This is a genomic window from Hoskinsella mucinilytica, from assembly GCF_045223415.1.
In the GTDB taxonomy this organism is placed as follows: domain Bacteria; phylum Bacillota_I; class Bacilli_A; order Erysipelotrichales; family Erysipelotrichaceae; genus Hoskinsella; species Hoskinsella mucinilytica.
This window is the reverse complement of record NZ_JBEQZJ010000017.1, coordinates 22,232-47,583: the sequence shown is the minus strand read 5'-3', so window position 1 is coordinate 47,583 and position 25,352 is coordinate 22,232. Positions and strand designations below refer to the sequence as shown.

Annotated in this window: 27 protein-coding genes; 25 read left to right on the top strand and 2 right to left on the bottom strand. The window is 34.4% G+C overall.

The genetic code is table 11. The features are described from left to right. Positions 1–187 precede the first annotated feature (187 nt). The 19 genes from ltrA (at position 188) to UGRO018_RS07665 (ending at position 16,769) form a co-directional block, all read left to right on the top strand. Positions 188–1,810, top strand: coding sequence for a group II intron reverse transcriptase/maturase (gene ltrA / locus UGRO018_RS07755; RefSeq protein WP_416325906.1), 1,623 nt, complete (start codon positions 188–190; stop codon positions 1,808–1,810). A 152-nt stretch (positions 1,811–1,962) separates the two neighbouring features. Further along, complete coding sequence (locus tag UGRO018_RS07750) at positions 1,963–2,742, top strand: hypothetical protein (RefSeq protein ID WP_416325905.1); 780 nt, start codon at positions 1,963–1,965, stop codon at positions 2,740–2,742. Positions 2,743–2,807: 65 nt separating this feature from the next. Continuing rightward, positions 2,808–3,761, top strand: a complete 954-nt coding sequence (locus tag UGRO018_RS07745) for a DUF3991 domain-containing protein (RefSeq protein ID WP_416325904.1) — start codon at positions 2,808–2,810, stop codon at positions 3,759–3,761. A gap of 134 nt (positions 3,762–3,895) precedes the next feature. Beyond that, the gene (locus UGRO018_RS07740) at positions 3,896–4,384 is read left to right on the top strand and encodes a hypothetical protein (RefSeq protein WP_416325903.1); all 489 of its coding nucleotides are present in this window, start codon (positions 3,896–3,898) and stop codon (positions 4,382–4,384) included. A gap of 138 nt (positions 4,385–4,522) precedes the next feature. After that, a complete protein-coding gene (locus UGRO018_RS07735; protein ID WP_416325902.1) occupies positions 4,523–4,714 on the top strand; it encodes a hypothetical protein in 192 nt (63 codons plus the stop codon). A gap of 11 nt (positions 4,715–4,725) precedes the next feature. Continuing rightward, complete coding sequence (locus UGRO018_RS07730) at positions 4,726–5,373, top strand: hypothetical protein (RefSeq protein ID WP_416325901.1); 648 nt, start codon at positions 4,726–4,728, stop codon at positions 5,371–5,373. Between the two features lie 111 nt (positions 5,374–5,484). Then, positions 5,485–5,835, top strand: coding sequence for a plasmid mobilization protein (locus UGRO018_RS07725; RefSeq protein ID WP_416325900.1), 351 nt, complete (start codon positions 5,485–5,487; stop codon positions 5,833–5,835). Next, positions 5,822–7,180, top strand: coding sequence for a relaxase/mobilization nuclease domain-containing protein (locus UGRO018_RS07720; protein ID WP_416325899.1), 1,359 nt, complete (start codon positions 5,822–5,824; stop codon positions 7,178–7,180). Before UGRO018_RS07725 ends, UGRO018_RS07720 begins: the two co-directional genes overlap by 14 nt. 37 nt (positions 7,181–7,217) lie before the next feature. Then, positions 7,218–7,790, top strand: coding sequence for a DUF3800 domain-containing protein (locus tag UGRO018_RS07715; RefSeq protein ID WP_416325898.1), 573 nt, complete (start codon positions 7,218–7,220; stop codon positions 7,788–7,790). A gap of 216 nt (positions 7,791–8,006) precedes the next feature. Then, a complete protein-coding gene (locus tag UGRO018_RS07710; protein WP_416325897.1) occupies positions 8,007–8,771 on the top strand; it encodes a PcfB family protein in 765 nt (254 codons plus the stop codon). Beyond that, positions 8,768–9,682: a hypothetical protein gene (locus UGRO018_RS07705; protein ID WP_416325896.1), complete on the top strand. Its 915-nt coding sequence runs from the start codon at positions 8,768–8,770 to the stop codon at positions 9,680–9,682. Before UGRO018_RS07710 ends, UGRO018_RS07705 begins: the two co-directional genes overlap by 4 nt. Before the next feature lie 6 nt (positions 9,683–9,688). After that, positions 9,689–9,880: a hypothetical protein gene (locus tag UGRO018_RS07700; RefSeq protein ID WP_416325895.1), complete on the top strand. Its 192-nt coding sequence runs from the start codon at positions 9,689–9,691 to the stop codon at positions 9,878–9,880. Continuing rightward, complete coding sequence (locus UGRO018_RS07695; RefSeq protein WP_416325894.1) at positions 9,867–11,651, top strand: VirD4-like conjugal transfer protein, CD1115 family; 1,785 nt, start codon at positions 9,867–9,869, stop codon at positions 11,649–11,651. Before UGRO018_RS07700 ends, UGRO018_RS07695 begins: the two co-directional genes overlap by 14 nt. Positions 11,652–11,735: 84 nt before the next feature. Then, positions 11,736–12,050, top strand: coding sequence for a TrbC/VirB2 family protein (locus UGRO018_RS07690; protein WP_416325893.1), 315 nt, complete (start codon positions 11,736–11,738; stop codon positions 12,048–12,050). A gap of 81 nt (positions 12,051–12,131) precedes the next feature. Then, a complete protein-coding gene (locus tag UGRO018_RS07685; RefSeq protein ID WP_416325892.1) occupies positions 12,132–12,962 on the top strand; it encodes a hypothetical protein in 831 nt (276 codons plus the stop codon). 14 nt (positions 12,963–12,976) lie between these two features. Beyond that, entirely contained in the window at positions 12,977–13,201 is a 225-nt protein-coding gene (locus tag UGRO018_RS07680; protein ID WP_416325891.1) for a hypothetical protein, read from the top strand. Positions 13,202–13,312: 111 nt separating this feature from the next. Continuing rightward, positions 13,313–13,714: a PrgI family protein gene (locus tag UGRO018_RS07675; protein ID WP_416325890.1), complete on the top strand. Its 402-nt coding sequence runs from the start codon at positions 13,313–13,315 to the stop codon at positions 13,712–13,714. Then, positions 13,671–16,001, top strand: a complete 2,331-nt coding sequence (locus UGRO018_RS07670; RefSeq protein ID WP_416325889.1) for a VirB4-like conjugal transfer ATPase, CD1110 family — start codon at positions 13,671–13,673, stop codon at positions 15,999–16,001. The genes UGRO018_RS07675 and UGRO018_RS07670 overlap by 44 nt, the downstream gene beginning before the upstream one ends. A gap of 6 nt (positions 16,002–16,007) precedes the next feature. Further along, positions 16,008–16,769 (top strand): DUF6674 family protein, encoded by a 762-nt coding sequence (locus tag UGRO018_RS07665; RefSeq protein WP_416325888.1) that lies wholly within the window; start codon positions 16,008–16,010, stop codon positions 16,767–16,769. A 23-nt stretch (positions 16,770–16,792) separates the two neighbouring features. On the opposite strand, the gene UGRO018_RS07660 is transcribed toward UGRO018_RS07665, so the two are convergent. Continuing rightward, positions 16,793–17,143, bottom strand: coding sequence for a hypothetical protein (locus UGRO018_RS07660; protein WP_416325887.1), 351 nt, complete (start codon positions 17,141–17,143; stop codon positions 16,793–16,795). Positions 17,144–17,247: 104 nt separating this feature from the next. Here UGRO018_RS07660 and UGRO018_RS07655 point away from each other — a divergent pair, with 104 nt between their 5' ends. Beyond that, complete coding sequence (locus UGRO018_RS07655) at positions 17,248–17,637, top strand: DUF6075 family protein (protein ID WP_416325886.1); 390 nt, start codon at positions 17,248–17,250, stop codon at positions 17,635–17,637. A gap of 7 nt (positions 17,638–17,644) precedes the next feature. Beyond that, a complete protein-coding gene (locus UGRO018_RS07650) occupies positions 17,645–19,330 on the top strand; it encodes a lysozyme family protein (RefSeq protein ID WP_416325885.1) in 1,686 nt (561 codons plus the stop codon). Positions 19,331–19,479: 149 nt separating this feature from the next. On the opposite strand, the gene UGRO018_RS07645 is transcribed toward UGRO018_RS07650, so the two are convergent. Beyond that, on the bottom strand, positions 19,480–19,644 hold the full coding sequence (locus tag UGRO018_RS07645) for a helix-turn-helix domain-containing protein (protein ID WP_416325884.1): 165 nt from the start codon (positions 19,642–19,644) through the stop codon (positions 19,480–19,482). A gap of 351 nt (positions 19,645–19,995) precedes the next feature. Between UGRO018_RS07645 and UGRO018_RS07640 the strand changes: the two genes are divergently transcribed. The 4 genes from UGRO018_RS07640 to UGRO018_RS07625 all read left to right on the top strand — a co-directional run bounded on the left by UGRO018_RS07640 (position 19,996) and on the right by UGRO018_RS07625 (position 25,097). After that, a complete protein-coding gene (locus UGRO018_RS07640; RefSeq protein WP_416325883.1) occupies positions 19,996–20,697 on the top strand; it encodes a C39 family peptidase in 702 nt (233 codons plus the stop codon). A gap of 80 nt (positions 20,698–20,777) precedes the next feature. After that, complete coding sequence (locus UGRO018_RS07635; RefSeq protein WP_416325882.1) at positions 20,778–21,872, top strand: hypothetical protein; 1,095 nt, start codon at positions 20,778–20,780, stop codon at positions 21,870–21,872. Positions 21,873–22,303: 431 nt separating this feature from the next. Next, positions 22,304–22,834 (top strand): YcxB family protein, encoded by a 531-nt coding sequence (locus UGRO018_RS07630; protein ID WP_416325881.1) that lies wholly within the window; start codon positions 22,304–22,306, stop codon positions 22,832–22,834. 4 nt (positions 22,835–22,838) lie between these two features. Then, entirely contained in the window at positions 22,839–25,097 is a 2,259-nt protein-coding gene (locus UGRO018_RS07625; RefSeq protein WP_416325880.1) for a glycoside hydrolase domain-containing protein, read from the top strand. Positions 25,098–25,352 lie beyond the last annotated feature (255 nt).

The following is a 25,352-nucleotide window of genomic DNA, read 5'->3' as shown; positions in this document are numbered from 1 at the left end:
CCATTAGGGCAAGTAAACCGTAAGGAATACCGATGATATTGTGGGTAAAGGAAAATGGAAAAAGCGAATGCCATCATATAATGTGATGGATAAGAATTGAAACATCATTCTACACGAAAGTGGGCAGACTTCCATTAAGTTTTTATTCACAAGAAAATTTTTAGATTTACTGAAAGGAGAAATGCAAATGAACAGTAAAATGTGTGCGACTCCTGACGCAGATTTGCGTTGGAGCCAAATTGATTGGCAAAAAGCCAAATCTTACGTTAAGAAACTACAAATGCGTATTGTGAAGGCTCAAAATGAAGGTAGATATAACAAAGTAAAATCTTTGCAATATCTACTAACAAATTCTTTTTATGCTAAAGCATTAGCAGTTAAAAAAGTAACAGAAAACCAAGGTAAAAAGACACCTGGTGTAGACGGAGAACTCTGGCTTACACCAAAGTCCAAATTTGAAGCAATTTCAAAACTTCAAAAAAGAGGATACAATCCTCAGCCATTAAGACGTGTCTATATTCCAAAGAAAAATGGAAAGAAAAGACCATTGAGTATGCCAACCATGACGGATAGAGCAATGCAAACACTCTATAAGTTTGCACTTGAACCAATTGCTGAATGTACTGCAGACCCTAATTCATATGGATTTAGAGCAAAAAGATGCACACAAGATGCGATTGAGCAATGCTTTACAAGTTTAAATAAGAGAAAATCACCAAAATGGATATTGGAGGGAGATATTAAAGGTTGTTTTGATAATATCAGCCATAAATGGATATTGGAAAATATTCCAATGGACAAAACACTATTAAACAAATGGCTAAAATGTGGATTTATCGAAACAAATCAGCTATTTCCAACTAACAGCGGATGTCCTCAAGGCTCTGCAATTTCTCCAACAATTTGTAATATGGTGCTAGATGGTTTAGAAACAGCAATCAGAGAAAAATACCATAAAAAATATGTAAATGGTAAAGCCTACTTTCCAAAAGTTAACTTTATTCGCTATTGCGATGACTTCATAGTTACTGGTGAAAGCAAAGAAATTTTGGAAAACGGAGTTAAACCGATTATAGAGAAGTTTTTAGAAGAAAGAGGTTTAGAACTTTCTAAAGAAAAGACTTTGATTACACATATTGATGATGGATTTGATTTCTTAGGTTGTAATATACGAATGTATAAAAACAAACTATTGATAAAACCATCAAAAAGTAATTATAAAGCAATTATTAATAAAATTAGAGATATTATCAAACATAATCCGTCAATGAAACAAGAATATTTAATTAATAAACTTAATCCAGTTATTAGAGGTTGGGTAAATTATCATAAATATAATGTTTCTACTGAAATGTTTGAAAAGTTGGACTATGAAATTTGGAAAGCACTATGGAAATGGTGCAGAAGAAGACACCCAAATAAAGGGGCTAAATGGACAAAAGAAAGATATTTTAATGATGTAGGAAACCGAAAATGGACATTTAGTGTACCTATTAAAGGTTCAAAGGATGAATACATCCGATTAGTGTATGCAACTGATACTGATATTAGAAGGCATACAAAAGTAATATCAGAAGCCAACCCTTTTGATGAAAAATGGCAAGATTATTTTGTAGAACGTGAAGAACGTAGAATGAGAAATAATCTAAAAGGAAGAAAGAAATTGATAAAAATGTGGAATGAACAAAAAGGATGTTGTGCAGTTTGTCAAAATAGAATTACTATAAAAACTGATTTTAGAATTAGAAAAGTTGATAAAAATAGTTATTTAGTACACCCTTATTGTTTGAGAACACCTTGGAAGAATTGAGCCGGGTCTTTAAAAAAGATAAGACCTTATAAAAGCTTGAGCCGTATGAGGGGAAACTCTCACGTACGGTTCTTTGGGGAGGGAGCAACAGTAATGTTGCTTTCTTACCCGACCAGCTTGTTGAGGGCAAACAAAAGTTTATTTCACAGATTATGACATCAAAAAGTCCAGTACGATCTGCCGAGGATATTGATGATGCGACTCTTTCCTATGCAGAAATCAAAGCATTGGCCAGTGGCAATCCTAAGATAAAAGAGAAGATGGATCTGGATATACAGGTCAGTAAGCTGAAAATGGCGAAGGCTAATTACCTCTCAGAACGCTATGATTTAGAAGATAGAATCATGGAGTACTATCCTCAAAAAATATCTGTATTGGAAGAAAATATAAGCGCTCTTAAAAATGATATAGTCACACTTAAACCAGTTGAAGAATTTTCTGGGATGACAATTAACAGTATTCATTATGATGAAAAGGAGCAGGCAGGTAATGCTCTGTTATTGATGTGCAAAAAAATGGAGTCAACGGAACAGAGAATGATAGGAGAATATCGAGGATTCCAAATGCTTCTTTCCTATGATGCTTTCAATACGATTTTTATATTAACACTGAGGAAGCAAGCATCCTATGCCGTTGAATTAGGTAATGATGTTTATGGAAATCTGAAACGTATTGATAATCTTTTGAATTCCTATCCTGATAAGCTAAAAACAGAAGAAGCACTACTTGAAGATGTGAAAAAACAGTTAGGAAATGCAAAAGAGGAAATCGATCGTCCTTTTGAAAAAGAGGAGGAATTAAAAGAAAAAACGAAAAGACTATCAGAATTAAACAAGGAATTGGATATAGGGAATAAGAATGATCCTAGCACTGTCTTTGTTGATGATGAGCCGGATGACAGTATAGAAAAACGTAATGAAAGGATACGTTAATCAAAGTAAAATATTGAGGGCTTCATAGTATTGGAGTCCTTTTTGTTATGAAAAGAGGTGCTAATATGAGCAAGAAGATACCCGAAAGTGATATGAAAAGGATAAGAGAATTAGATTTACTGACTTACTTTAAAAACTATGAACCACAGGATCTAGTAAAAAATGGACATGTGGATTACACAACAAAGTCGCATACATCACTGCATATGTCGCATGGATTATGGATGCATTGGTCATCAGGGATTGGAGGGAAGACTGCACTTGATTTTTTGATTAAGATTGAAAATATGAGTTTTCGTGATGCGGCTATGCATATCAAAAGTCTAATAGATTTAAAAGAGCCTTTACAACATAATCAAAGAGAAAGACAAACCAAAAAATTTCGTTTGCCTTATCCTGCAGAGAATGATAATGATGCAATTGCTTATTTAACAAATGAACGTTGCATTGATAGAACCATCGTGGAATACTGCCATGGACAGCGATTGTTTTATCAGGAATCAAAAGAGCATTGCATTGTCTTTGTAGGATATGACGAGCATCATTATCCTCGCTTTGCTTGCAAAAGATCATTAACTGGTGATATGAAAAAAGATGTGTGGGGAAGTGATAAAAGCTATGGTTTCTCACTTGTAAATGAAAACAATGATTCCCTACACGTTTTTGAATCAGCAATAGACTTACTATCCTATATGACATTATTGAAGCAGGCACATAGGGATTACAAATCAGAAAACTATCTTGCAATTTCGGGAGCATCTACATTGTTAAAGGATAAAAACCTAGAAGAATCTATGATACCAATCGCATTAAAATCTTTCTTAAAAAGAAATCCTCAAATCAAAGAACTGCATCTTCATTTAGATAACGATAAGGCAGGTCACGATACAACAAAGAAAATTATGTATCACCTAAGTGAAAAATATGAGGTATTGGATGAAAGACCAAATACTGCAAAAGATGTTAATCTTTTGTTACAGAATAAAATAAAAAAAAGAATGAAGTACCAAGAGCGTTAACCAAAAAATAGAATTTAAACTTGAATTTTCTTTCAAAATAATGATATAATCACACGTGCAAAGAAAATTGTGCGTATAATGGATCAGCATGAAATCATATGATTTCATGCTGTTTTTTTGAAGGAGGAACTATTATGGAATTTTATATGAAATTACCACGCAACAAAAAGGAATTTGCCATTTTTATGGGAGTATTATCAATTATATCAGTAAATATTATTGCTCCTATTATTACCTGTTTTGAAGCAGGATTTCATCTCTATGTATGGGCGGATGTAATGAGCGTACTTCCTTTCATTTGGATGAGTGTTATTGTAATTGTCTTATTGACATATTTGCCAGCTGAAAAAATGACAACAATGATTGTATCAAAAGAAGATAGTTTTCGTTCGCAAATCATTATCAATATTTTGTGTACTGTTTTATTGATGTCCATTTTTTTGACAGTAATTGGGACATGGATAGGTACACGTTCAATAACATTAGAACCGATTACAATGTTTTTTTATAAATGGCCTAGGAACTTCGCCATATCCTTTTTTGTTGAACTTTGTATTGCACAGCCAATAGCTAGATTTATTATTTTAAAAATACATTTAGCAAAAGAGAAAACTGAAAAATAGATATATATTTCGGATTTTGAACTATGAGAATGAAGAAAATTTCAGTTGCAGTATACACAAAATAGTATTAGTCAAAGAGGAGTGATTTCTATGTGAATCGCTTCTTTTTTTATACAGATTAAGGAGGAATCATGCATTATGATTAAAAAAATAGAACGAGAAATGCAAAAATTAGAGCAACAAAAAGTTTTGAAAACTGAGAAAAGGAATGAATTGGATCACGAGATTACTCAGCTCAATGTGAAACTAAAAGATTTAAATAATTTAAGAGTTCAGTATGAAAAGCTGGAACAAAGTACAAAGGTTTTCTTTGAAAAGTTAGATAATTAAGGAGCAGGTTTATGAAAAAATATGAAGTTATATTTGAAGAATTGCGAGAACAAACTGTTCTGATAGAAGCAGGATCAAGAGATGAAGCCTATCATAAAGGGTGTCAGTTTTACAATGAAAATAAATTAGAATGGAATGAAAATCATATTGATCATGTTGATATTGAGATTGGAAAAACTGTATTAGAGCAAGGAAGTCCCTATGATGAATTACTGACGATCAAGGATTGTTTTACCTTTAGTATATGCGATATGGATCAAGATAATTTTTATGGAATTACTGATCCAAACAATGATAAATGCTTTCTTGTGTTAAGAAAAGAAAAGGATACCTTATGGGCAACCGAGGCACAAAAAACAAGTTATGATTACTCAAACAATCAGGGATTGAGATTGGATGAGATGGAAAATATCAATAATGATTATATTGTTTTGCGCTTTGACGACTGGATCTTTATGAAATTTAATACCTTTCGGCAGGCTTTACAGGATATAAAAAATGAGCACCAAGCAATTTACAATAAGAAAAGCACACAGAAATATTTCATTGTGGATTGTGATACACCATTTCAGGAAGTCACAGCCAAACAGCTTCATGACATTCATAAAGAAACCCTACACCATGAAAAGAAATCTTCAAAACAACTTGAGCATTGTTAAATCATGAAAGGTATCTTTATGTCTTGTACTGTAGCAAGCACTGAATTTGCCCGGACCCAAATTCGCTTGTTAGGGTGTCCCCTAATACCCCGCTTTTGAAAGGAGTGAGTCATGAGAACTCATAGAACACGAACACATAGAATTGAATTAGCTTTAAACGATGAAGAATATGAAAGGTTCCTCTCCTCTGTCCATTTATGTGGCATGACACAACAGGCATATCTATATAACCTTGTTCAAAATAGATTACCACGACCGAAGCCAACACAGGACTTTATTGAAATGATCAATCAATTACGAAAAATTGGTAACAACCTAAATCAGTTAGTTATGATTGCTAATAAGACCGGCAGTATAGATATTGTTCGTTATAAAAAGGATATTGAGAAATTGAATAAAAGTATACTTCAGATAAGAGAACAAATTTATTTACCAAAGGAGTGCAAAGATGGCAACGACTAGCATATGGGATGTCAACGATAATCTAAAACGAGTGCTTGACTACATTTCCAATCCGGAGAAAACAAATACTGTTAGTGAAAGTGATTATCATTACAATGGCTTGAATCAAGTTATCAGCTACACCACGCAGGATCTAAAAACAGAAAAGCAATTATACGTCAGTGGCATTAACTGCTCCATGGCTACTGCTCTACAGGATATGATGATTACAAAGAAAGCCTATCACAAAACTGATGGTATTCTCGCCTATCATGCCTATCAGTCTTTTGCTCCCGGAGAGGTTGACGCAGAAACTGCACATAAAATAGGCATTGAATTGGCACAGGCAATGTGGGGAGATCGTTTTGAAGTGCTGGTATCAACTCATCTTGATAAAGCACATTATCATAATCACTTTGTAATCAACTCCGTTTCGTTCAAGGATGGCTTGAAGTATTATGACAATAAGGAAAATTACAAGAAGATTCGCAAGCTGTCAGATGATTTGTGCCGCAAGTATCAATTGAGCGTTATAGAAAATCCCAAAAAGAAATCCATGCATTATGCGGAGTGGCAGGCTGAAAAACAACATCGTCCAACATGGAGAAGTGCTATAAGGGAAGATGTCGATTATGCTATCAACAAATCCATGACGATGAAACAGTTCTTCCAGAATCTTGAAGCACAGGGGTATGAAATCAAATACGGGAAGCATATAGCGGTAAGACCACCAACGAAGGAACGTTTTGTTAGATTAAGAAGTCTTAGCAATGATGAATATTATACTGAGGAGAATATCAAGGAACTGATATTAACAAATTCCATTATCAAGTGGGAGTCTGTTCAAAAAACTGAACCAAAAAAATATTATTACAAAGGCGATATTACAAAAGCACGGAAGCTGACAGGTTTCCGTGCTTTGTATTTCCATTATATGTACTGCATGGGGATACTACCCAAGAACGCACTGAATAAAAAAAGGGTGCATTATCTTTTAAAGGAGGATTTGCGTTATATGGATCAGATTACGCAGGAAACTACACTGCTCTGTAAGAACAAAATCGATACACTGGATGAACTGGAGCAGAAAGTAAGCAAAGTGACAACATGTCTTGATGGATTAGTCAAAGAAAGAAGATGTGTCTACAACAAGATCCGGCGCTGTTGTAATCCGGACAGCAAGGAGAAACTGCAACAGGATGTCGCATATCTGTCTGCGCAAATCAAATCGCTACGAAAGGAGGTGGTGCTTTATGAGGGTGTAAAGAATAGAAGTATTGTTATGAAAGACAAACTTCATAAGGTCAAAGAAAGCAATGAAACAAAAGAATCAAAAAAAGTAGAATTAAGTTTAAATGAGAAATGAAATATTGTATAATTTATATCTATGAGGAGGTAGTGAGATGATCTTATATGTTGATGAAACAGAAAATGAAAACTATTTCATTGTAACAGGACTACTTGTTGCCTCTAAACAGAATGTAGATATGTCTTATAAAAGGTTTAAGAAGAAAATTAATTCAATGAATTTAAATGCAAAGCATAAAGAAAAGATATATAACGAATTTAAGTCAGTTATCCTAGATCGTGAATTTCAAAGAATTAAGCGGTTAATGCTAAAAGAAATCATAAAATTAGAGAATCAAATCATATACTCTTGTTATGTAAAAAAAGAAGATGTTTTCAATCAGAACCTAAAAGAGGAACAATATATTAAATTATTAAATAATATTGTTCTATCTATTCCGTATGATATTGAAATAATATTTGATGCCTTTAATAAGAATGATTTTGAAAATAAGATAATTCATTCAATCCAATTAAATGAAAATGTTATTTCTATTCAGCCGAGAAATTCCTTTGACGAGGCCGGGATACAGTTCGTTGATAATTTATGCAGCGTCATAAGACGATCTTTTTCAGATGATAAAAATGAGTTTTATCTTCTTATAAAAAACAATGTTATACAAGTATAAATATTTGCATTTTAAAATTGAATATGGTATATTATGAATAGAAAGAGAGTATACTCTCTATGGATATAGGTTTCTGACCGCTTGAGGTTGGATGTGCAGATTGATGCGGGCCTATATCCTTTCTATATCTGAAATACAATATTTGAGGCACAATAACTAACATTATTGTGTCTTTTTTTCATTTAGATAGATTCAAAACAAAGGAGTGTGAATCAGATGAACGCAGGCGGAGAAACAGCCGATCAGGTGGTAAGGATGTCCTTACAGGGGATTGAAGTTGCAGCTAACATTGCCTTAAAGATTGGTGGTACTGCTACAAAGTCATTAGCCGCAACATTATATGCTATGCTGAATGACAAAAAGAAAGTAAAAGGAGCAACAAGATTAAATTCTATGCTGCAGTCAGGCAAGGAGTTGAAAGTATTTGCAATTCGTCATGAAGATCTAAAGACCTTCTGTCAGGAGGCGAAGCGATATGGTGTTTTATATTCTGTGCTGAAGGAAAAAAACAACACCGATGGAATTTGTGACATCATGGTGCGGGCAGAGGATGCTTCCAAGATTAGTCGAATCGTTGATAAGTTTGAACTTGCGACGATTGATACCAAGGCGATGCGAGAGTCCATCCTATCGGAAAGAGCAAGTCAGCCACTACAGGATGTGCCTGTCATGAGTGATAAAGAACATGATGACTTGATTGATTCTCTTATGACTTCAACGAAACAAGTTGAAAAAGAAAACCCCTCAATAGCTCGGACACAGAAAACGAGCGACGTTCCGTCCGAGCATATCTCAAGGAAAGCAAACGTCGCAGAGGATACTTCTGAACGATCATCCGTCAGAAAGGAATTGAAGGAGATCAAGTCGGAACGTGAACAACGAATCGCTGCCAATAAACAGCGAAGTAAAGCACGTAATCAAAAATTTAATAGTCATAAAAATGGAAAAGGAAAATCTAAGAAAAAGGAGAGAACACGATGAGCGAATTATATGATGTATTGAATGAGGAGCAACCTAAAAAAGAAAAGGCACCTCGCCTATCTAAAGAGGAGTATGCCGAGAAAATGAAGGAATGGAGAACTACTTTGTTCAGTATGGCAAATGAGCAGACCTTGAAAGCCGTGGGAAGCCCAGAAAGCTATAAGACATATCTTGACCTGCAGGCACGACTTGATTATCAGGTGACGAATGTGCTGCTAGTCATGGCGCAGAATCCAGATGTGAAATTGTTAAAAGATGATATTGGTTGGCGAAAAAATAATAAATATATTCGACCAACAGAAAAAGATAAGGGTATTCAAATTCTAGAACCGGGAAGGGATTATATACGTCGTGATGGAACGATCGGTGTCAATTATAATCCTAAGAATGTCTATGATATTTCACAGTTGAATGGAAAATCCATTATCGTTCCAGATCCAAAATACAGTGATAAAGAAATTATCGCTGCTTTGATGCATGGAACACTTATCAAACCTGAAATTGTCACGGTTGAATCCGATATACCAAGTCCAGTGTATTATGCAGATGATGTAAAGAAAATCTATGTAAAAGCTGGTCTTGAACCAAATGAGATGATAACCGGTCTGGTTAGAGAATACTGCACTGCTGAATGCGCAAAAATGGGCATCGATCGAGAAGATAGTGCATTCATGGTGGCTAGTGCATCCTATGTCATTTGTCAAAAGTATGGCATGAAAGGTTGTGATGAATCCTTTATGCAGCATACCGGTGAATACTTTGAAGGACTAGATCAACGTGAAGTCAAAGGAGAGTTAGAAGATATAAAAGGGTTATATAAAAGCGTATCAGATCGTATGGAACGTGGAATCTATACCAAACAGCAGGAACATACGGAAAAGCAGAATGAACATTCTGAATTTTCGAGATAGCAGCTTATGAAAGAACCCTGTTATAATATCACGGTTACTGACATGGAGCGAAGGATCATTCTAAATGCACTCTCTATGCTCAAGACACATCAGATTGAGGCAAAGAAGAATTACGACTGCATTGATGATCTGATCCTCAAAGCCTGTGATGCGCCATTATCAAAAGGAAAAAATAAACGGGATTATGAAACGAGATAATAAAGATGATTATATCTTTCTTGCTTTGTTGATTATTCCTGTTATTTGGGGAGCATTGCTGTTTGCTCCCTATATGTCAAAAGGATTATTTTTTGCATTGTCAAATTTGAATGATGCAATCAATGATCCTTTTCATATTGTCTGGATTTCTGATACGCCCCGGACGATATTGATTTTCCTGATGATGTATTTTATCGGAATTGGTATCTATGTTTCCAGTTTGAAAAACTATCGACGAAAAGAGGAATATGGATCCGCAAGATGGGGCAATAATTCAAAAATCAATAAGAAGTATGCAGATTCCAAAATTCTAGATAACAAACTTCTCACGCAGAATGTTCGTATCGGCTTGGATGGCAAGAAGCACCGACGAAACCTCAATACCATCGTGATTGGTGGTAGTGGTGCCGGCAAGACCAGATTTTATGCAAAGCCGAATATTCTGCAATGTAATACCTCTTTTGTAATCCTAGATCCAAAAGGTGAGATCCTTCGGGATACAGGCTATCTATTAGAAAAAGAAGGTTATGTAATCAAGGTGATAGATCTTATCAATATGAGTAAGAGTCATTGTTATAACCCGTTCGCTTACATCCAAGATGACAAAGATGTGCTAAAACTGATTACGAATCTGATTCGCAATACGACACCCAAAGGATCGCAAACCAACGACCCATTTTGGGAGAAAAGCGAAACAGCTTTACTGGAAGCATTATGTTTATATCTACTTCACGAAGCACCAGCGGAAGAACAAAATTTTACGATGGTCATGGAAATGATCGCTTCTGCAGATGTGAGAGAAGATGATGAGGAATACCAATCACCCTTGGATGAATTATTTGAACGGTTGGAAATGCGAAAACCTGACAGTCTGGCACTCAAGCAGTATAAGATTTACAAACAAGCTGCTGGAAAGACCGCAAAATCTATTCTGATTTCTGTCGGTGTCCGTCTGGCTGCATTCAATCTGGACAGCATTGCAGGAATCACATCCTGTGATGAGCTAGAACTGGATCAGGTAGGAGAAAGGAAAACTGCTATATTCTGCGTTATCCCGGATAATGACAGCACGTTCAACTTTTTGATCGGTATGCTGTACACCCAGTTATTTCAGATGTTGTATTTTCAGGCTGATATTGTCCATGATGGAGAATTGCCTATCCCGGTACATTTTCTAATGGATGAGTTTGCGAATGTTGCGTTGCCAGATGATTTCGACAAGCTATTATCTACAATGCGTTCACGACAAATCTTTGTATCCATCATTATCCAAAATCTGGCACAGATTAAGACTTTGTTTGAGAAACAGTGGGAATCTATTATTGGAAATTGCGACACACTTCTTTATCTCGGGGGAAATGAACAATCGACGCATAAATTTATGTCAGAGTATCTTGGAAAAGAAACACTGGATACGAATACGTTTGGGAAAAGCAGTGGTCATAACGGCAACTATTCTACCAACTATCAACAAGCTGGGCGTGAACTTTTAACTGCCGATGAAGTGCGTCTGTTGGATAATGATTACTGTCTATTATTCCTACGTGGAGAGCGCCCTGTTTTTGACAAAAAATATGATTTATTGAAACATCCAAACATCAAAGGCACAAAGGATGGTGGAGCAAAGCTCTATCCGCATGGGATTATCCATCATGCTATTGAGGACTGGCAAAACATTCCGCTAAGCAATCGAGAATATGAACTGCTCAGTGAAGAAGATTTACAAGAGTATTTCAGTGCACTTGAAACTGAACAATCTGAAAATGATTGAGTTTTGACTGTAAAGGGAGTGTAGTGAAATACTATTGTATTTCATTATGCCCCATGCCCCCCAATTTTAAGGAGAAAAAATAATATGAAACTACTAAAAATGAACAAGAAAACAAAATTTGCTTTTATTGCTTACTGCATCTTTGTGATTATGCTTTTCTGTGGAACACCTGTTCATGCTGAAGGTGATCCTATTCAAGTTGTAAATAATTTATCAAATTTTATCTTTGGACTGATCCGTGCAATCGGTATGATTCTACTAGGTTTTGGTATTGTACAGATTGGTCTTTCTTTGAAAAGTCATGATCCAAGTCAGAGAGCAAATGGTATTATGACGGTTGCCGGTGGGATCGTCATCACATTCGCAAAAGAAATCTTGAATATCATTGTCGGTGGATAATATGACAGTGAATTTAAGAACATATCAAGTCGTTTATAAGCCTTGGTGTGATATTCAAAATGGATTGGAAGTGATGTAAAGATGGATGGCATCATTGATAATCTAACAAATGCAATCAATACGTGGAATGAAAAGCTGGCTGAGATCTGGTTACTGTTAACACAATCTCCTGAAGAATTCAAAGGTGGCAGTATCTGGCGAATCATCGAAAAAGTTCATGGAGCACTGCTTGCGATAGGGATAGCATTACTGGTTTTATTCTTTGTCGTCGCAGTTGTTAAGACATGTACATCATTTCAGGATATTAAGCGACCGGAACATGCGGTAAAGCTTTTCATCCGATTTGTGATTGCCCGAGGATTGGTCGTTTACGGCATGGAATTGATGAAAGCTGTCTTTACGATTGTTCAAGGCATCACATCAACGATTATGACAACAGTCGGTGTAGGAACAGCTACCAATACGGTATTACCACAAGAAATCATTGACGCTGTTGATGACTGCGGTTTTCTGGAATCCATCCCTCTATGGGCAGTTACTTTACTTGGTGGGATATTTATTACTGTTCTATCATTCGTCATGATCCTAACTGTGTATGGGCGCTTTTTCAAAGTCTATATGTATACAGCGATTGCCCCTGTCCCATTATCTACTTCTGCTGGAGAAACGACACAACACATTGCGATGACTTTCATTAAATCATATGCAGGCGTTTGTTTGGAAGGTTCGATCATTGTATTAGCCTGCATCATATTTTCTGCCTTCGCTACATCACCACCTGTGATTGATCCCAATGCCAGTGCGGTAAGCATGGTATGGAGTTATGTGGGAGAGTTAATTTTTAACATGCTGATTCTTGTCGGTACAGTCAAGATGTCAGACCGCATCGTCAAGGAAATGATGGGCTTATAGAAAGGAGTGATGATATGAAAGAAAGGCTGAATAGTGGTGGTGATGAAATGCAAACAGATTTATTAAAGGAAGCGGAAACGATAGATAGTGCATTTCATGAGATTTTTATGAATAAGTTACAAGACGGATTTCGTATCGATCATATGGAAATGCAGGCACACATCATGTTGTGGAATATCCTGCCTAAATATTATCCTAAATCAAATGATGAGATCAGAATATATCCTCAGCCATTGTAAAGTGGAGGGTATTACAGCAGAGAAACTACGAGAAGCTTCTCAAATAAAGGTTCCGGATGTTATGAAGTTTTATAGCAAACCAAAAGTTAAATCACAGGAAAGGTAAAAAATATGGAAGTAAAAATCAATAAGGAAATCAGAGAATACACGGAAAGTATCTTCTTTGGTCTGTCTATGCGGCAATGTTTCTTTTCAGCCATTGCCTGTATCGTAGCAGTCATTTTATACTTTGCCTTTATAGACAAGTTGGGAATGGAAATGACCAGTTGGCTGTGTATGATAGGCGCAGCACCATTTGCCATGCTGGGATTCGTGAAATATCAGGGGATGAATGCGGAGCAGATTGTTATTACAGCAGTCCGCTCTTTCCTTTTAAAACAGAGACGTTTAGTGTTTCAACCAGTGAATATCTATTATGAATGTCTAAAAGGAAGCATAGAACACCATTTAAAGGAGGAATTAAAGAAAGATGATAAAGGGTTACGAAAGATTAAGAAAGCAAAACAAAAATAAGTTGAGAATTCCCAAAAAAGCACAGGATATTGTTGAAGCGGATACCATCTACAAAGATGGTATTTTTAAATTAGGCAATCGCTACAGTATGACGTTTCGATTTCAAGATGTCAATTATTCCATTGCTTCGAAAGATGAAAAGGTCAGTATCTTCTTGGATTATTCAGAACTGCTGAATTCACTGGACAGTTCAACAATGTCTAAAATCACGATCAATAATAGAAAGATCAATATCAAAGACTTTAAATCAGAGATACTGATACCATATCAGAATGATGGATTGAATGAATATCGTGAAGAATACAACCGGATGCTCTTAGACAAGGTATCGGGTTCAGAAGATATTCTGCAAGAGAAGTATTTGACAGTTACCATATTTCGCAACAGTTATGAAGAAGCAAGAAGTTTTTTCAATCGTACTGCTATAGAACTATCCTCTCATTTTGGAAAGCTGGGTTCTACTTGTGAAAACATGGATGCCATTGAAAGATTAAAGGTTCTCCATGATTTCTACAGAAATGGTGAGGAAGAATCTTTTAACTTCGATATGCCGGATTCTATCAAAAAAGGACATGACTTCAAAGATGCCATATGTCCGAAAGCACCTATCTTTGAGCATAAGTATTTTAGGATCGGTGATAAGTATGGACGTGTTTTATTTTTGAGTGATTATGCACGCTATATCAAGGACAGCTTTGTATCAGAAATCTGTTCACTTAATAAAAATCTGATGTTTTCTATAGATATAGTGACCGTGCAAACAGATGAAGCCGTCAAGGAAGTAGAAAATCGTTTACTTGGTGTAGAGACAAATATAACGAATTGGCAGAGGAAGCAAAACTCTAACAATAATTTTTCAGCAGTGATACCTTACGATATGGAACAGCAGCGCCATGAGGCAAAGGAGTTTTTGGATGATTTGACAGTACGGGATCAACGTATGATGTTTGGTACGATCACACTTGCCCATCTTGCGGACAGCTTAGAGGAGCTTGATGCAGATACAGAAGCACTGAAGGCAATCGCAAGAAAGTATATGTGTGAATTATCAACCCTCGCTTTTGCGAGCCGTCAACTAGATGGCTTGAACACGGTGCTGCCATTAGGTATCAATAAGCTGAATATTGTAAGAACTCTTTTAACAGAGAGTGCTGCAGTCTTTATTCCATTTAGAGCGCAGGATATTATGGACAAAAAAGGGATCTGGTTTGGACAACATGCCATCACCAATAATCTGATTCTCTGTAATAAGGAAAACTTGCTGAATCCAAACTCTTTTATTCTTGGTGTACCCGGATCAGGAAAATCATTTATCACCAAAGAGCAAATTGTATTTTTAGCGTTAGCTACTGATGATGACATCCTGATTTGTGACCCTGAGTCCGAGTATACAGCGCTTGTTGAAATGTTAAATGGTGAAGTCATTCATATTTCTGCGGGCAGTAAAGATCATATCAATGCCATGGATATGGTGGAGGGATACGGAGATACCGGTAATCCGGTTGGAGATAAATCACAATTCATCATGTCAATATTTGAGCAGTTAGATCGTGATGGAATCAAACCGGTAGACCGTAGTATCATTGACCGTTGTGTTGCATTGGTCTATTCAGATTATAAACGACATGGGGCAGTCCCTACACTAAACGTGTTAAGAAAGAAATTACTGGAACAGCCGGAATTAGAGGCACGCAGTCTTGCGTTGAAACTGGAATTGTTCACAGATGGAAGTTTGGATGCCTTCTCCCATGAAACCAATGTCGATGTAGAAAACCGTATTATTTCCTATGATATTTTCAATTTAGGCAAACAATTAAAGACGATGGGATTATTGGTCATTACAGATGCAATGATTAACAGGGTTAATTGTAACTGGCGCAAAGGAAAGAGAACACATATTTTTCTGGACGAGTTCCATGTAGTATTTGAAAACGAAGAAAGTGCGTCCTTTTTTAATTCAGCTTGGCGACAATTCCGTAAACGTGATGCCTTTCCTACAGGTATCACACAAAATGTAGAGTACCTCTTGGATAGTGTGCAGGCAAGTACGATGATCAGTAACAGCGAATTTGTCGTTATGTTGAATCAGTCTTATCAGGATCGAGAGAAGCTGGCAAAATTACTGAATATTTCAGAAGAACAATTATCCTATATCACAAATGCACAATCAGGATCAGGGCTTATTAAGTATGGTGGTTCCCTTGTTCCTTTTATCAATAAGTTTCCACGAGATACAAAACTATATCAACTTATGACCACAAAACCAAAAGACAGAGAGGAAGCGTGATAACATATGGAAAAACAATTACCTGCAATTTCAATGAAAGATGAACCAGTGATTCAAGAATATCTGGCAGCACTCATGAAGAGTGGTAAGCACAAAGATGTGAAAGACACCAAAGAACTTTTAGAATATTTAGACACAATGGAACAGAAATTTACAGAACTGATTCAGGAAGTCACAAGTTTAAAGGAAACAATCCAGACTTTACAGAATCCGGAAACAAAATCTCGTCTCACTGTGATTACAGATAAGCTGGAACTTGCAGTCAATCATACAAAAGGATTGTTAGAGAAAACAAAGAATTCATTTCGAACTGCTGTTAAGAAGTCTGTAGATGAATTCAAAAGTAAAGGTAAACACGCTGTTATCCAGACAGTAGAGACATTGCATTTCAAACAGGCGTTACAAAACATTGGGCGTTCTCTCGCATTTACGAATGGAGCGATAGGTTCATTTAATGGGAAAGTAGCTGAAATAACAGCACAATCCAGAAATATTAAACACAATTTTAAGAATATCGGCCGCATCATGACTGGAAAAGATGTTGTTCCTTATCAAGGCGATCAGCAAAAGTTAAACATGTTGCAACAAGTTGGTGCAGGTCTGAATCAGAAAATTGAGATATTGTATCACAAAACACAATCAGCTTATAAAAAACTGGATGGATTAGATAAAACATCCGTAAAAAGAGACTTAAAGCAGATTAACGATAGTAAAGTGAATGATGCAGCTTTTCTTGATAAGGCGTTACCAAAAGATAAGGATAGATAAAAAACTCCTGATGTGATGATCCATCAGGAGCTTTCTTCTTTTATACGATGTAGCACGGACATGAGTTGATCGACTGTCATTTCAGATTGTTTCTTTTGCGCTATCTCTATACCAAGCTGGATACCGGTCAGGAAATAGTATTTGAAATCTTCGTATTGATACAGTGCCAAAAGAGAAAACATTGCATCATTGAAATCATTAAGCAATCCAAGTGCTTCACTGGATGGTAACACTTCGACCAAATAAGTATGTATTTGCCTTAATAGCTGTTCATGAAGGTCAGAGCGCTTTTTATATTCAGCAGTCTGAGCAATGTTGTTGTTTTCTCTATTTGCAAAATGTTCATCGTAGAATGATTCTAAAAATTTATCCATGTAGATTCCACCTTTCGCACTCATTATAGGAGCTTTTAATCCTATATACCAATGTGCGATTTTTTAAATTGCAAGTTTGACAACTATGAAAGGAAGTGTTTTAAATGCAAATACGATTTATAGATTCTCAACATGAGAAGTTTTTCCTAGAATGTATGAAACATTCTAAAAGAGATGATAGTTATCATAGAGCGCTGTTCTATACACTAGGAATCAATCCTGATACAAGGGCTAATATTCAGGCGATATTTGATTTCAAAAAAGACCAAATCAAACCTAAAACATTGGAAGGTAGCTGGCAAACGAGCGGTTCCATTAAGACAACTCTTTTTGCTTTCAATATGTGGAATGGATATGCTGATGAAAAGCTACCATCTACACCTTATGATCTGTTTTGTTGTGAATCAGCGCCATACTTTTTTGAGGCGATAAAACTGAAATATCCTGAATACTGTCATTCCATAAGTCAGAAGAAGAATGATCTAGTACGATAGACAGCTTATGAAAGATATTAAAGTTAAAGAATCAAATGTAAGTATTAGTACACTTGACAAAAAAGAAACACTACATCATTACACCAAACAAAATGATGTCAAGAAGAATCCTGAAAGCCAATCACAGAATCATGATGAAACAAGTGATCCTGCAAAACGTGCTACAGCGTCAGTTGTTGGCAGAGAAAAGAAAACAGCAGTAGAAAGTGCCTATATGGCAAAACGATATGCAAAAAAGATTCAGAAGAAAAGGCAGTCAAGAATAAAAGATGATGAGAATGGTGGTGCTACCGGAAAAGAACCTTATATTAAGGAAAAGCAAGCAGATATAAAGGATAAAAGCAAAGATGTTCCTGAACGTGTCAAAATCAAAGATAAAGAGAGTTGTCCTAATCAAGCAAAAAGAATCAATACGAATGATAATAAGCCAACCTCTTTGAAAACAGTGCAACATAGGGAAAATAAAATAAAAACAAAATCCGTAAAAAAGACGTCTCACTCTGTTAGTTTTAGGAATGTGAACAAACATGATTATCAAAAACAGATGCATTTCTTTCATATCCGGAAACACAAACAAAAAGTCAAAGAGACGAAAGAAACGGCAGGAAAGATCAAACAAGGTGTTCAACATCTAGGAAATAGTATAAAGACGACATTTAAAGTTGCTAAAGTTGCAGTGACAAGTATTCAGAACATTATCAGTATTGGAGGAGCTTTTATCTTGTTGGTTGTGATAGCTCTTTTCTTAGGGGTATTTAGCGCACTATCTGATGATAGTAGTGTCAATACTGCCATACAGCCAGTCAGCGCAGAAGTTCTTGCTTATTCAGATACGGTTGCTAAATATGCGAAAGAGTATGATATTGAGGACTATATAGGGCTGATCAACGCCGTGATGATGCAGGAAAGTGCAGGGAAAGGAAATGATCCTATGCAGGCATCAGAATGCAGTTTTAATCTTAAATATCCAAACAAACCTAATGGTATTACAGATCCTGAATATTCTATACAAGTTGGTATTCAAAATCTTGCGGACTGTATGCAGAAATCAAAAGTCAAGAATACAACGGATATTAAACATATCTCATTAGCACTGCAGGCATATAACTTTGGACAAGCGTATATTGAGTGGGCGGTCACTAATTTTGATGGATATACACGAGCCAATGCCAAGGTATATAGTGATCAGAAAAAGGCAGAATTGAAAACCAATATCTATGGTGATCCACAGTATGTACCTCATGTATTACAGTATTATCATATCGGTAACGGCAGTCTTGTACAGATTGCGCAGTCACAAATCGGTAATATTGGGGGCAGACCCTATTGGAGCTGGTATGGTTTTCATAGTCGTGTAGAATGGTGTGCCTGTTTTGTCTCATGGTGTGCAAATGAAGCAGGCTTGATTGATAAAGGTATCGTACCAAAGTTTGCCTATTGTCCAACTGGTATCCAATGGTTTAAGGATCATGGTCAATGGCAAAGCAGAATGTTTACACCAGCTCCCGGAGACATCATCTTTTTCGATTGGCAAAACGATGGTGTGAGCGATCATGTCGGAATCGTAGAAAAAGTAGGAAATGGCATTGTCTATACGATAGAAGGCAATAGCACGAATGATGGATGTCGTCAGAATAAATATCATATTGGAAGTATCTATATCTATGGATATGGAACAATCAAAAATGAGTGAAACTCAAGTTTTCACTCATTATCTACATAAGGTTCACTTTGGATACAAACCTCGGACTTTCGAGGTTTCCAATTAAATTAAAGATGATAAATTAAATAATAAATGAAATTAAAATTAGATAATCAATGTTTTATATTATAAATTGCTTTTCATTCATCATCAAAAGTAGATTCATTCATTTCTGGAAAATTTAATAATTCAGATACAGTCATGTTCAAACCTATCGCAAGTTTGTGAAGTGTTTTCAACTTTGGATTCTTCGTCTTACCTTTCATCAGATTTTCTATTTTTGATTGTGATTTTTCTATTATCACATAACTCAGTTAATCTTTTTATAATAGTTTCTGAATATGTCATATGTGTTCTCCTAGTATAATAGTATTAGTAAGTTGATTATATTTATTCTCAAGTAAAATATTAACGGTATACCATTAATTGAAGGTGAGAAATTATGCATGAAATTAGTGATGTGTTGAAAAGAAGTAAATTTTGCAATATTCTCATCTTTATGCATTCCATGTTTTATGATGAGTTTTTAGGATATTGAATTTGCAAGTATGTTATGCGCAAAAAAGGTTAGTTATGTAGAAATTATGGACATTAATATAAAGAGTGTTAAACTGAAATTAATTATAAGTGACCACAATCACGAGGAGGAAAAGAGAATGAAAAAATTATTATGTATTATGTGCTGTGGGATTTTAACAACATCTTTAGGAATTATCAAAGTTTCTGCTAATGAAGGAGAGGTAGAAACAATACCTGATGGTTTTGATTCAGCAGAACAGTATGAACAGGTTCCAGATTATTATGATGCGGAACGTATAGAGGCAAGAAATGAGAAGTATGCAAAAGCAAATCAAATTTTAAAACAGAGAAAAAATGTTTACAGCATTAGTTTACCATTAAGAGCTCAACAAGATAGATATTGGTGTGCAGCAGCGGTAGGAGAGATGATTATTGATTATCAATTAGGATCCGATAATATATGGACACAAGCTAAAATTGCTAAACAAATGAAAACAGATGCTACAGGAGCTTATGTTGACGATCAGGCTACTGCATTAAGACAAATTACTGGTTTAAATTTTGAAGTGACGAGACTTAGTGATTATTCTTTTGCAAATGCCTTAAGGGCTGATATAAATTCTTATGTAGGATTATCATTGCCTGTTAATTTATATTATATTTATTCAAGTTCAGGCACAGCTTATCATTCACTAGCAGCAAAAGGTTATAGCGATGCGAATACTGTTATTTTCTTAGATCCATGGGTATATGATAGTAGTAGATATGGTCAGCATGAGATTTCTATCTCACAAATGACGACTGCAATTGATAAAGCATTTGGTATCTATATCTGGTAATTATGAAAAAACGTAAGAAATTTATTTATATATTATCATCTGTGTGCGTATTATTTCTAATTGGATATTTGTTATGTTTTATGAACGAGAAACAAGAAGAGAAAGATTTGGCTAATCATGTGCCAAATCTTTCTCAAAATTTTGAATATGATTTTGAAAAAATAAATGTTTTAAATAGCATTCCATTGGAAAATAGAAAAATGCCAACTAAAATGAGTTTTTCCCAAAATAACTTTTATTTTGAAAATTTTGAGCAAACTAATGATTTAATGTATGTATCGAAAAAGATTTTTAAATATGATTTTGAGCAAAATCAAGTAAACAAGGTCTTAGAAATAGATGAAAAAATTAAGATGATTGGATCAATTGAAATAAACAATCAGTTATTAGTTAGTTATATTGACCTAAGAAATTGGGAAAAAGGTATGCCTTATAAATATGTTGTTTCTACATATGTAGATGGGAAGGAAGTTGTTTTATTGACAACTAAATTCGGGAGTGATCTACTTAACCCTAACTTTACAAAATCAAACAATAAAGTATACTTTTTTTCATCATCAATTGATTCAAAAGAAAATGAGGATTATTCTAATAGCGATATATCTGTGATATTATATTCGTTTGATGGAAGAAATTTAGAAAAAGTATTTCAATCTAAATCATATTTAACAGATTACACTCTAAATCCTGAAATACCTTTTATATTTGATACGAAAATTCATTATAATGCGAATAATGAAATTGTTTTTCAAGAATTATCAAACAAACAAGGAATTTTACATATCTTGAAAGACAACGAAATAAAAAATATAGACATTGATTCTAAATTTAGTTTATTAGAAATAATGGCAAACTATGCTTTACTCTACAATATCGATAATAAAACGTTTACATTTTATGATTTTGAAAAAAATGATTATCATGACATTGAAGAGACTGACAATATGTATGAAGCTATAAATATTAATGACCAATATATATGTGTATTGAAAGGGGATGGCAAACATTATTTGTTATCACCATATAATACGAAAGCGAAGATTGTTAAAACACCTGTTGAAGATTATGATAAGCAAAGAGAATTTATTTATTCAGATGGGAGAAATGTTCTTCTACAAATCAGTGATTATGAAACAGACGAAGCTATTTTCTATAAAATGTGTTTTAATCAATAAAATTATGTAAATTAGGAAGTAATATTATGGATCGATATTTTTATTGATGAATAAGTAACCAGCACAATATGATTTTCAAATTAATTAATATGTTATATCATTTTTATGTATGTTATTCGATATAACTATACTTTATTTTGAACTATTCCGGATGTTGAAATAAGTTGATAAATAAGGTACTTTGCAGATGACTTAAAATACGAATCATACCAATGATTTTATGAAATAATTGTCATTTCTATAGAAATAATCTAAAATCAACTGTTTTAGCGAATTAACAACCGCAATGATTCACTTTAGAATATAGCATAATATATTTGATTATAAGAAATAAGGTAGATGAAGATATTGAAAAATCTATTTAGAACAGTTTATAACTTATAACGAATATCAAAATAAATTAAGTTGTTAATAAGTTGGAGGTGTTAATAATGATTATAGAAAATCATATTAATGTTACAGATTTCAAAGATATATCAAAATCCGTAAATTTTATGTGGAAAAAGAATTTTAGAATTATTATGTGGTTAGCACCACTCATGATTCCAGTAAGTTTTTTATTACATATTTTCTTGAATGTTTATGATTTTAGTTTAATATTTATTTTCATTAGTATTCTTACTTACGGAGAAAAATTTATACTAGAATCAGTTTATAGCAAAAAGCAAAGTAGGCTTTTGGTATCTAATTTCAAAACAGATAATTTACATTATACAGTAACATTCACTGAAAAAGAAATTATCGTTAACTATCATCAAAACATCCAAGGACAATCTGAAGGCACAATCTCATATGATTCTATTAAAAGAGTTATAGAAAGTAAAAATTATTATAATATTATTGGAGAAAAAGCATATTTGCTTCCAATTGAAAAGAGAAATATCTCAAATAATTTAAAAAGAGAATTATTAACCTTATTAAAATCAAAAAACATACAAATATACCAAAACAGGAGGGTATAAATATATGGAAAAAGAAGCAAGAGATTCAAATATTGTAACATTTCAGAATTGGTTGAATACTATTTTTGGTAACAGTTCAGGTTGGGTTCATATTACGCCAAATGGTAATACAGGAACTACTTTAATGCAAGCAACTGTAAGAGCTTTTCAAATTGAACATGCAATAACTCCAACAGGTGAATTAGGTCCTGTAACATTGGCTTGTATGAAAAACATGAATCCTATTGTTAAAATGGAACCTGATGATGAGCCAAGTGTAGATGTATGCTTAATTCAAGGGGCTTTATTTGCAAAAGGGTATAATGCTGGGGGTATCACTGGAATTTATTACACAACTGGGGTCAATGCAGTTAAATCTATGCAACAGGATGCTGGTATAGAAGTAGATGGTATTATTAACTGGAAAGTGTGGTCAGGGTTGTTGTCATTGTTTTGGTTCAAATTAGTTGATAATGGAGATTACAGAATTCAAAAACTACAAAAACAGCTTAATATTGATTGGGCAAATCAATTAGGTATAGGGCCATGTGATGGTGTGATTTCGAGAAGAACGGCATTATCTCTTATAGGGGCTTTACAAGCAGCAGAAGGACTAACTGTTGTAGATGACTTAACACAGATCAATTTCGGACCTTCTACATTCAGTAAATGTCCTACTTTATCAGTAAATTCATCTAGCAGTTATGCTAAATATATTAAAATACTACAATATGCTCTTTATGTAAATGGGTATGAAACAAGTAATTTTAATGGAACATATGATGAATCCACAAAAAAACAAGTTTCTCAAATGCAAACAGACTATGCTCTTGTATCAGTTGGAGCTGTATCTTTAGGAGTGGCAAATCCAACGACCATAAAAGCATTAATGACAAGCACTGGTGATCAAGATAGAAAAGCATATGCTTGCGATTGCTCTACTGTTCTAAATAGACAACAAGCGTTAGATATAAAAAAAGCTGGATATACACATGTTGGAAGGTATTTAACAGGAAGTGTTGGGAATGATTTTATACCAAAATATTTAACTAAAGATGAAATTAAATATATTAGTGACGCTGGGTTAAATGTATTTTTGATTTATCAAGATGGTGGTTACTATTCTAAATATTTTCAAAATCGAATGCAGGGCTCTGAAGATGCTAGAATAGCAATAGAAGCTGCGAGGAAAATAGGTGCTCCATCTGGGTCCATAATATACTTTGCCGTAGATTTTGATTGCTATGGAGATGAAGTTATAGAAAACATCATTCCATATTTTTGGTCAATAAAACAGGTGTTCTTTTCTGGGGATAATCCAAAAGGATATAGGGTTGGTATTTATGCTCCAAGGCAAGTGTGTACTATAATATCAAATAAAGAATATGCTGATGCGAGTTTTATTTGTGGAATGTCTTGGGGTTTTGCTGGTAATCTAGGATTCCCGTTACCAAAGAATTGGGTGTTTGATCAATTTTTTGAATATGAATTGAATTCATCCCCAAGTTTCCCCCTTGATAAAGTTTCATATTCTGGAAAGATAGATGGAGGAATTTCTGTATTTGATGTAGTAAGTGACGATACTGTGAGTGAAATTGATAAGAAGAGAGTAGAGCAACAAAAGAATTCTTTACGTAATGATTTTGTATATAGAGTAGCTGATGCAATGAATTTTTCATCACAATTATTAGATTTTACCTTCTCATACAATGCTGCACCAATACACTTAGCAACTGTTACAGATGGAACATTTGTAATGAATATTGACATGCGAGTTTATAGTGATTGGGAGACAAGTACCGATTCCTCTATAATACCAATTGATTTAGATAGTGATGGAAATGTTTCAGCAGGTTTTAAAGACAAAATTAGTAAAATTACGACAGTTATAGAAGATGCTAATTTAAAAACTCAGGTTGAGGATTATGTTAGAAATATTGCGATTAGTGCTACTGCTGGTTATATAGAATTATCTTATGATTTTGCAATAACTGGAATAAAATTCATTATTAAGGTTTTCTCAGATGAATTAACTTTAAAAGGAACAAATGTTACAGCAAAAGCAGGTATTTCCTTTGAATTCACGCTGAATCAATTACCACTTAAACCTGATGATAACTCTAGTTTTGATGTAAAAAAAGCATTTGAATATGCGTTTGCTGTTGTATTAGTAGGTGTGACAATTTATACAGGTGTCGGAGCAGCATTGGCAGGTTTAGAGGCTTTTGGAGCATGGCTTACTTCAGTTGGTATATTTGCAAAGCAATTAGTTACAAATAAATAGGAATTAGTAAATGATCGCTTGGTATTATAAGTTAATTGGTATATAAACACGCATTCCTTAGTAGAATAGCATATCAGAAATTTTATGATCGTTATATAAAAATGATTATTATGGCAATGAAGAGACTGGTAATATGTATGAAACTAAACATAAATGACCAATATATTCATGTTTGAAAGGGATGGCAAACATTACTCATTATCACAATATAATGCAAAAACTAAGACTATTAAAACACCTATAGAAGATTATGAT

What these genes read in the sequence shown, in the direction of transcription:
- ltrA (WP_416325906.1), top strand. Translation starts at nt 188, where the DNA reads ATGAACAGTAAAATGTGTGCGACTCCTGACGCAGATTTGCGTTGGAGC.
- UGRO018_RS07750 (WP_416325905.1), top strand. Translation starts at nt 1,963, where the DNA reads ATGACATCAAAAAGTCCAGTACGATCTGCCGAGGATATTGATGATGCG.
- UGRO018_RS07745 (WP_416325904.1), top strand. Translation starts at nt 2,808, where the DNA reads ATGAGCAAGAAGATACCCGAAAGTGATATGAAAAGGATAAGAGAATTA.
- UGRO018_RS07740 (WP_416325903.1), top strand. Translation starts at nt 3,896, where the DNA reads ATGGAATTTTATATGAAATTACCACGCAACAAAAAGGAATTTGCCATT.
- UGRO018_RS07735 (WP_416325902.1), top strand. Translation starts at nt 4,523, where the DNA reads ATGATTAAAAAAATAGAACGAGAAATGCAAAAATTAGAGCAACAAAAA.
- UGRO018_RS07730 (WP_416325901.1), top strand. Translation starts at nt 4,726, where the DNA reads ATGAAAAAATATGAAGTTATATTTGAAGAATTGCGAGAACAAACTGTT.
- UGRO018_RS07725 (WP_416325900.1), top strand. Translation starts at nt 5,485, where the DNA reads ATGAGAACTCATAGAACACGAACACATAGAATTGAATTAGCTTTAAAC.
- UGRO018_RS07720 (WP_416325899.1), top strand. Translation starts at nt 5,822, where the DNA reads ATGGCAACGACTAGCATATGGGATGTCAACGATAATCTAAAACGAGTG.
- UGRO018_RS07715 (WP_416325898.1), top strand. Translation starts at nt 7,218, where the DNA reads ATGATCTTATATGTTGATGAAACAGAAAATGAAAACTATTTCATTGTA.
- UGRO018_RS07710 (WP_416325897.1), top strand. Translation starts at nt 8,007, where the DNA reads ATGAACGCAGGCGGAGAAACAGCCGATCAGGTGGTAAGGATGTCCTTA.
- UGRO018_RS07705 (WP_416325896.1), top strand. Translation starts at nt 8,768, where the DNA reads ATGAGCGAATTATATGATGTATTGAATGAGGAGCAACCTAAAAAAGAA.
- UGRO018_RS07700 (WP_416325895.1), top strand. Translation starts at nt 9,689, where the DNA reads ATGAAAGAACCCTGTTATAATATCACGGTTACTGACATGGAGCGAAGG.
- UGRO018_RS07695 (WP_416325894.1), top strand. Translation starts at nt 9,867, where the DNA reads ATGAAACGAGATAATAAAGATGATTATATCTTTCTTGCTTTGTTGATT.
- UGRO018_RS07690 (WP_416325893.1), top strand. Translation starts at nt 11,736, where the DNA reads ATGAAACTACTAAAAATGAACAAGAAAACAAAATTTGCTTTTATTGCT.
- UGRO018_RS07685 (WP_416325892.1), top strand. Translation starts at nt 12,132, where the DNA reads ATGGATGGCATCATTGATAATCTAACAAATGCAATCAATACGTGGAAT.
- UGRO018_RS07680 (WP_416325891.1), top strand. Translation starts at nt 12,977, where the DNA reads ATGAAAGAAAGGCTGAATAGTGGTGGTGATGAAATGCAAACAGATTTA.
- UGRO018_RS07675 (WP_416325890.1), top strand. Translation starts at nt 13,313, where the DNA reads ATGGAAGTAAAAATCAATAAGGAAATCAGAGAATACACGGAAAGTATC.
- UGRO018_RS07670 (WP_416325889.1), top strand. Translation starts at nt 13,671, where the DNA reads ATGATAAAGGGTTACGAAAGATTAAGAAAGCAAAACAAAAATAAGTTG.
- UGRO018_RS07665 (WP_416325888.1), top strand. Translation starts at nt 16,008, where the DNA reads ATGGAAAAACAATTACCTGCAATTTCAATGAAAGATGAACCAGTGATT.
- UGRO018_RS07660 (WP_416325887.1), bottom strand. Translation starts at nt 17,143, where the DNA reads ATGGATAAATTTTTAGAATCATTCTACGATGAACATTTTGCAAATAGA.
- UGRO018_RS07655 (WP_416325886.1), top strand. Translation starts at nt 17,248, where the DNA reads ATGCAAATACGATTTATAGATTCTCAACATGAGAAGTTTTTCCTAGAA.
- UGRO018_RS07650 (WP_416325885.1), top strand. Translation starts at nt 17,645, where the DNA reads ATGAAAGATATTAAAGTTAAAGAATCAAATGTAAGTATTAGTACACTT.
- UGRO018_RS07640 (WP_416325883.1), top strand. Translation starts at nt 19,996, where the DNA reads ATGAAAAAATTATTATGTATTATGTGCTGTGGGATTTTAACAACATCT.
- UGRO018_RS07635 (WP_416325882.1), top strand. Translation starts at nt 20,778, where the DNA reads ATGAACGAGAAACAAGAAGAGAAAGATTTGGCTAATCATGTGCCAAAT.
- UGRO018_RS07630 (WP_416325881.1), top strand. Translation starts at nt 22,304, where the DNA reads ATGATTATAGAAAATCATATTAATGTTACAGATTTCAAAGATATATCA.
- UGRO018_RS07625 (WP_416325880.1), top strand. Translation starts at nt 22,839, where the DNA reads ATGGAAAAAGAAGCAAGAGATTCAAATATTGTAACATTTCAGAATTGG.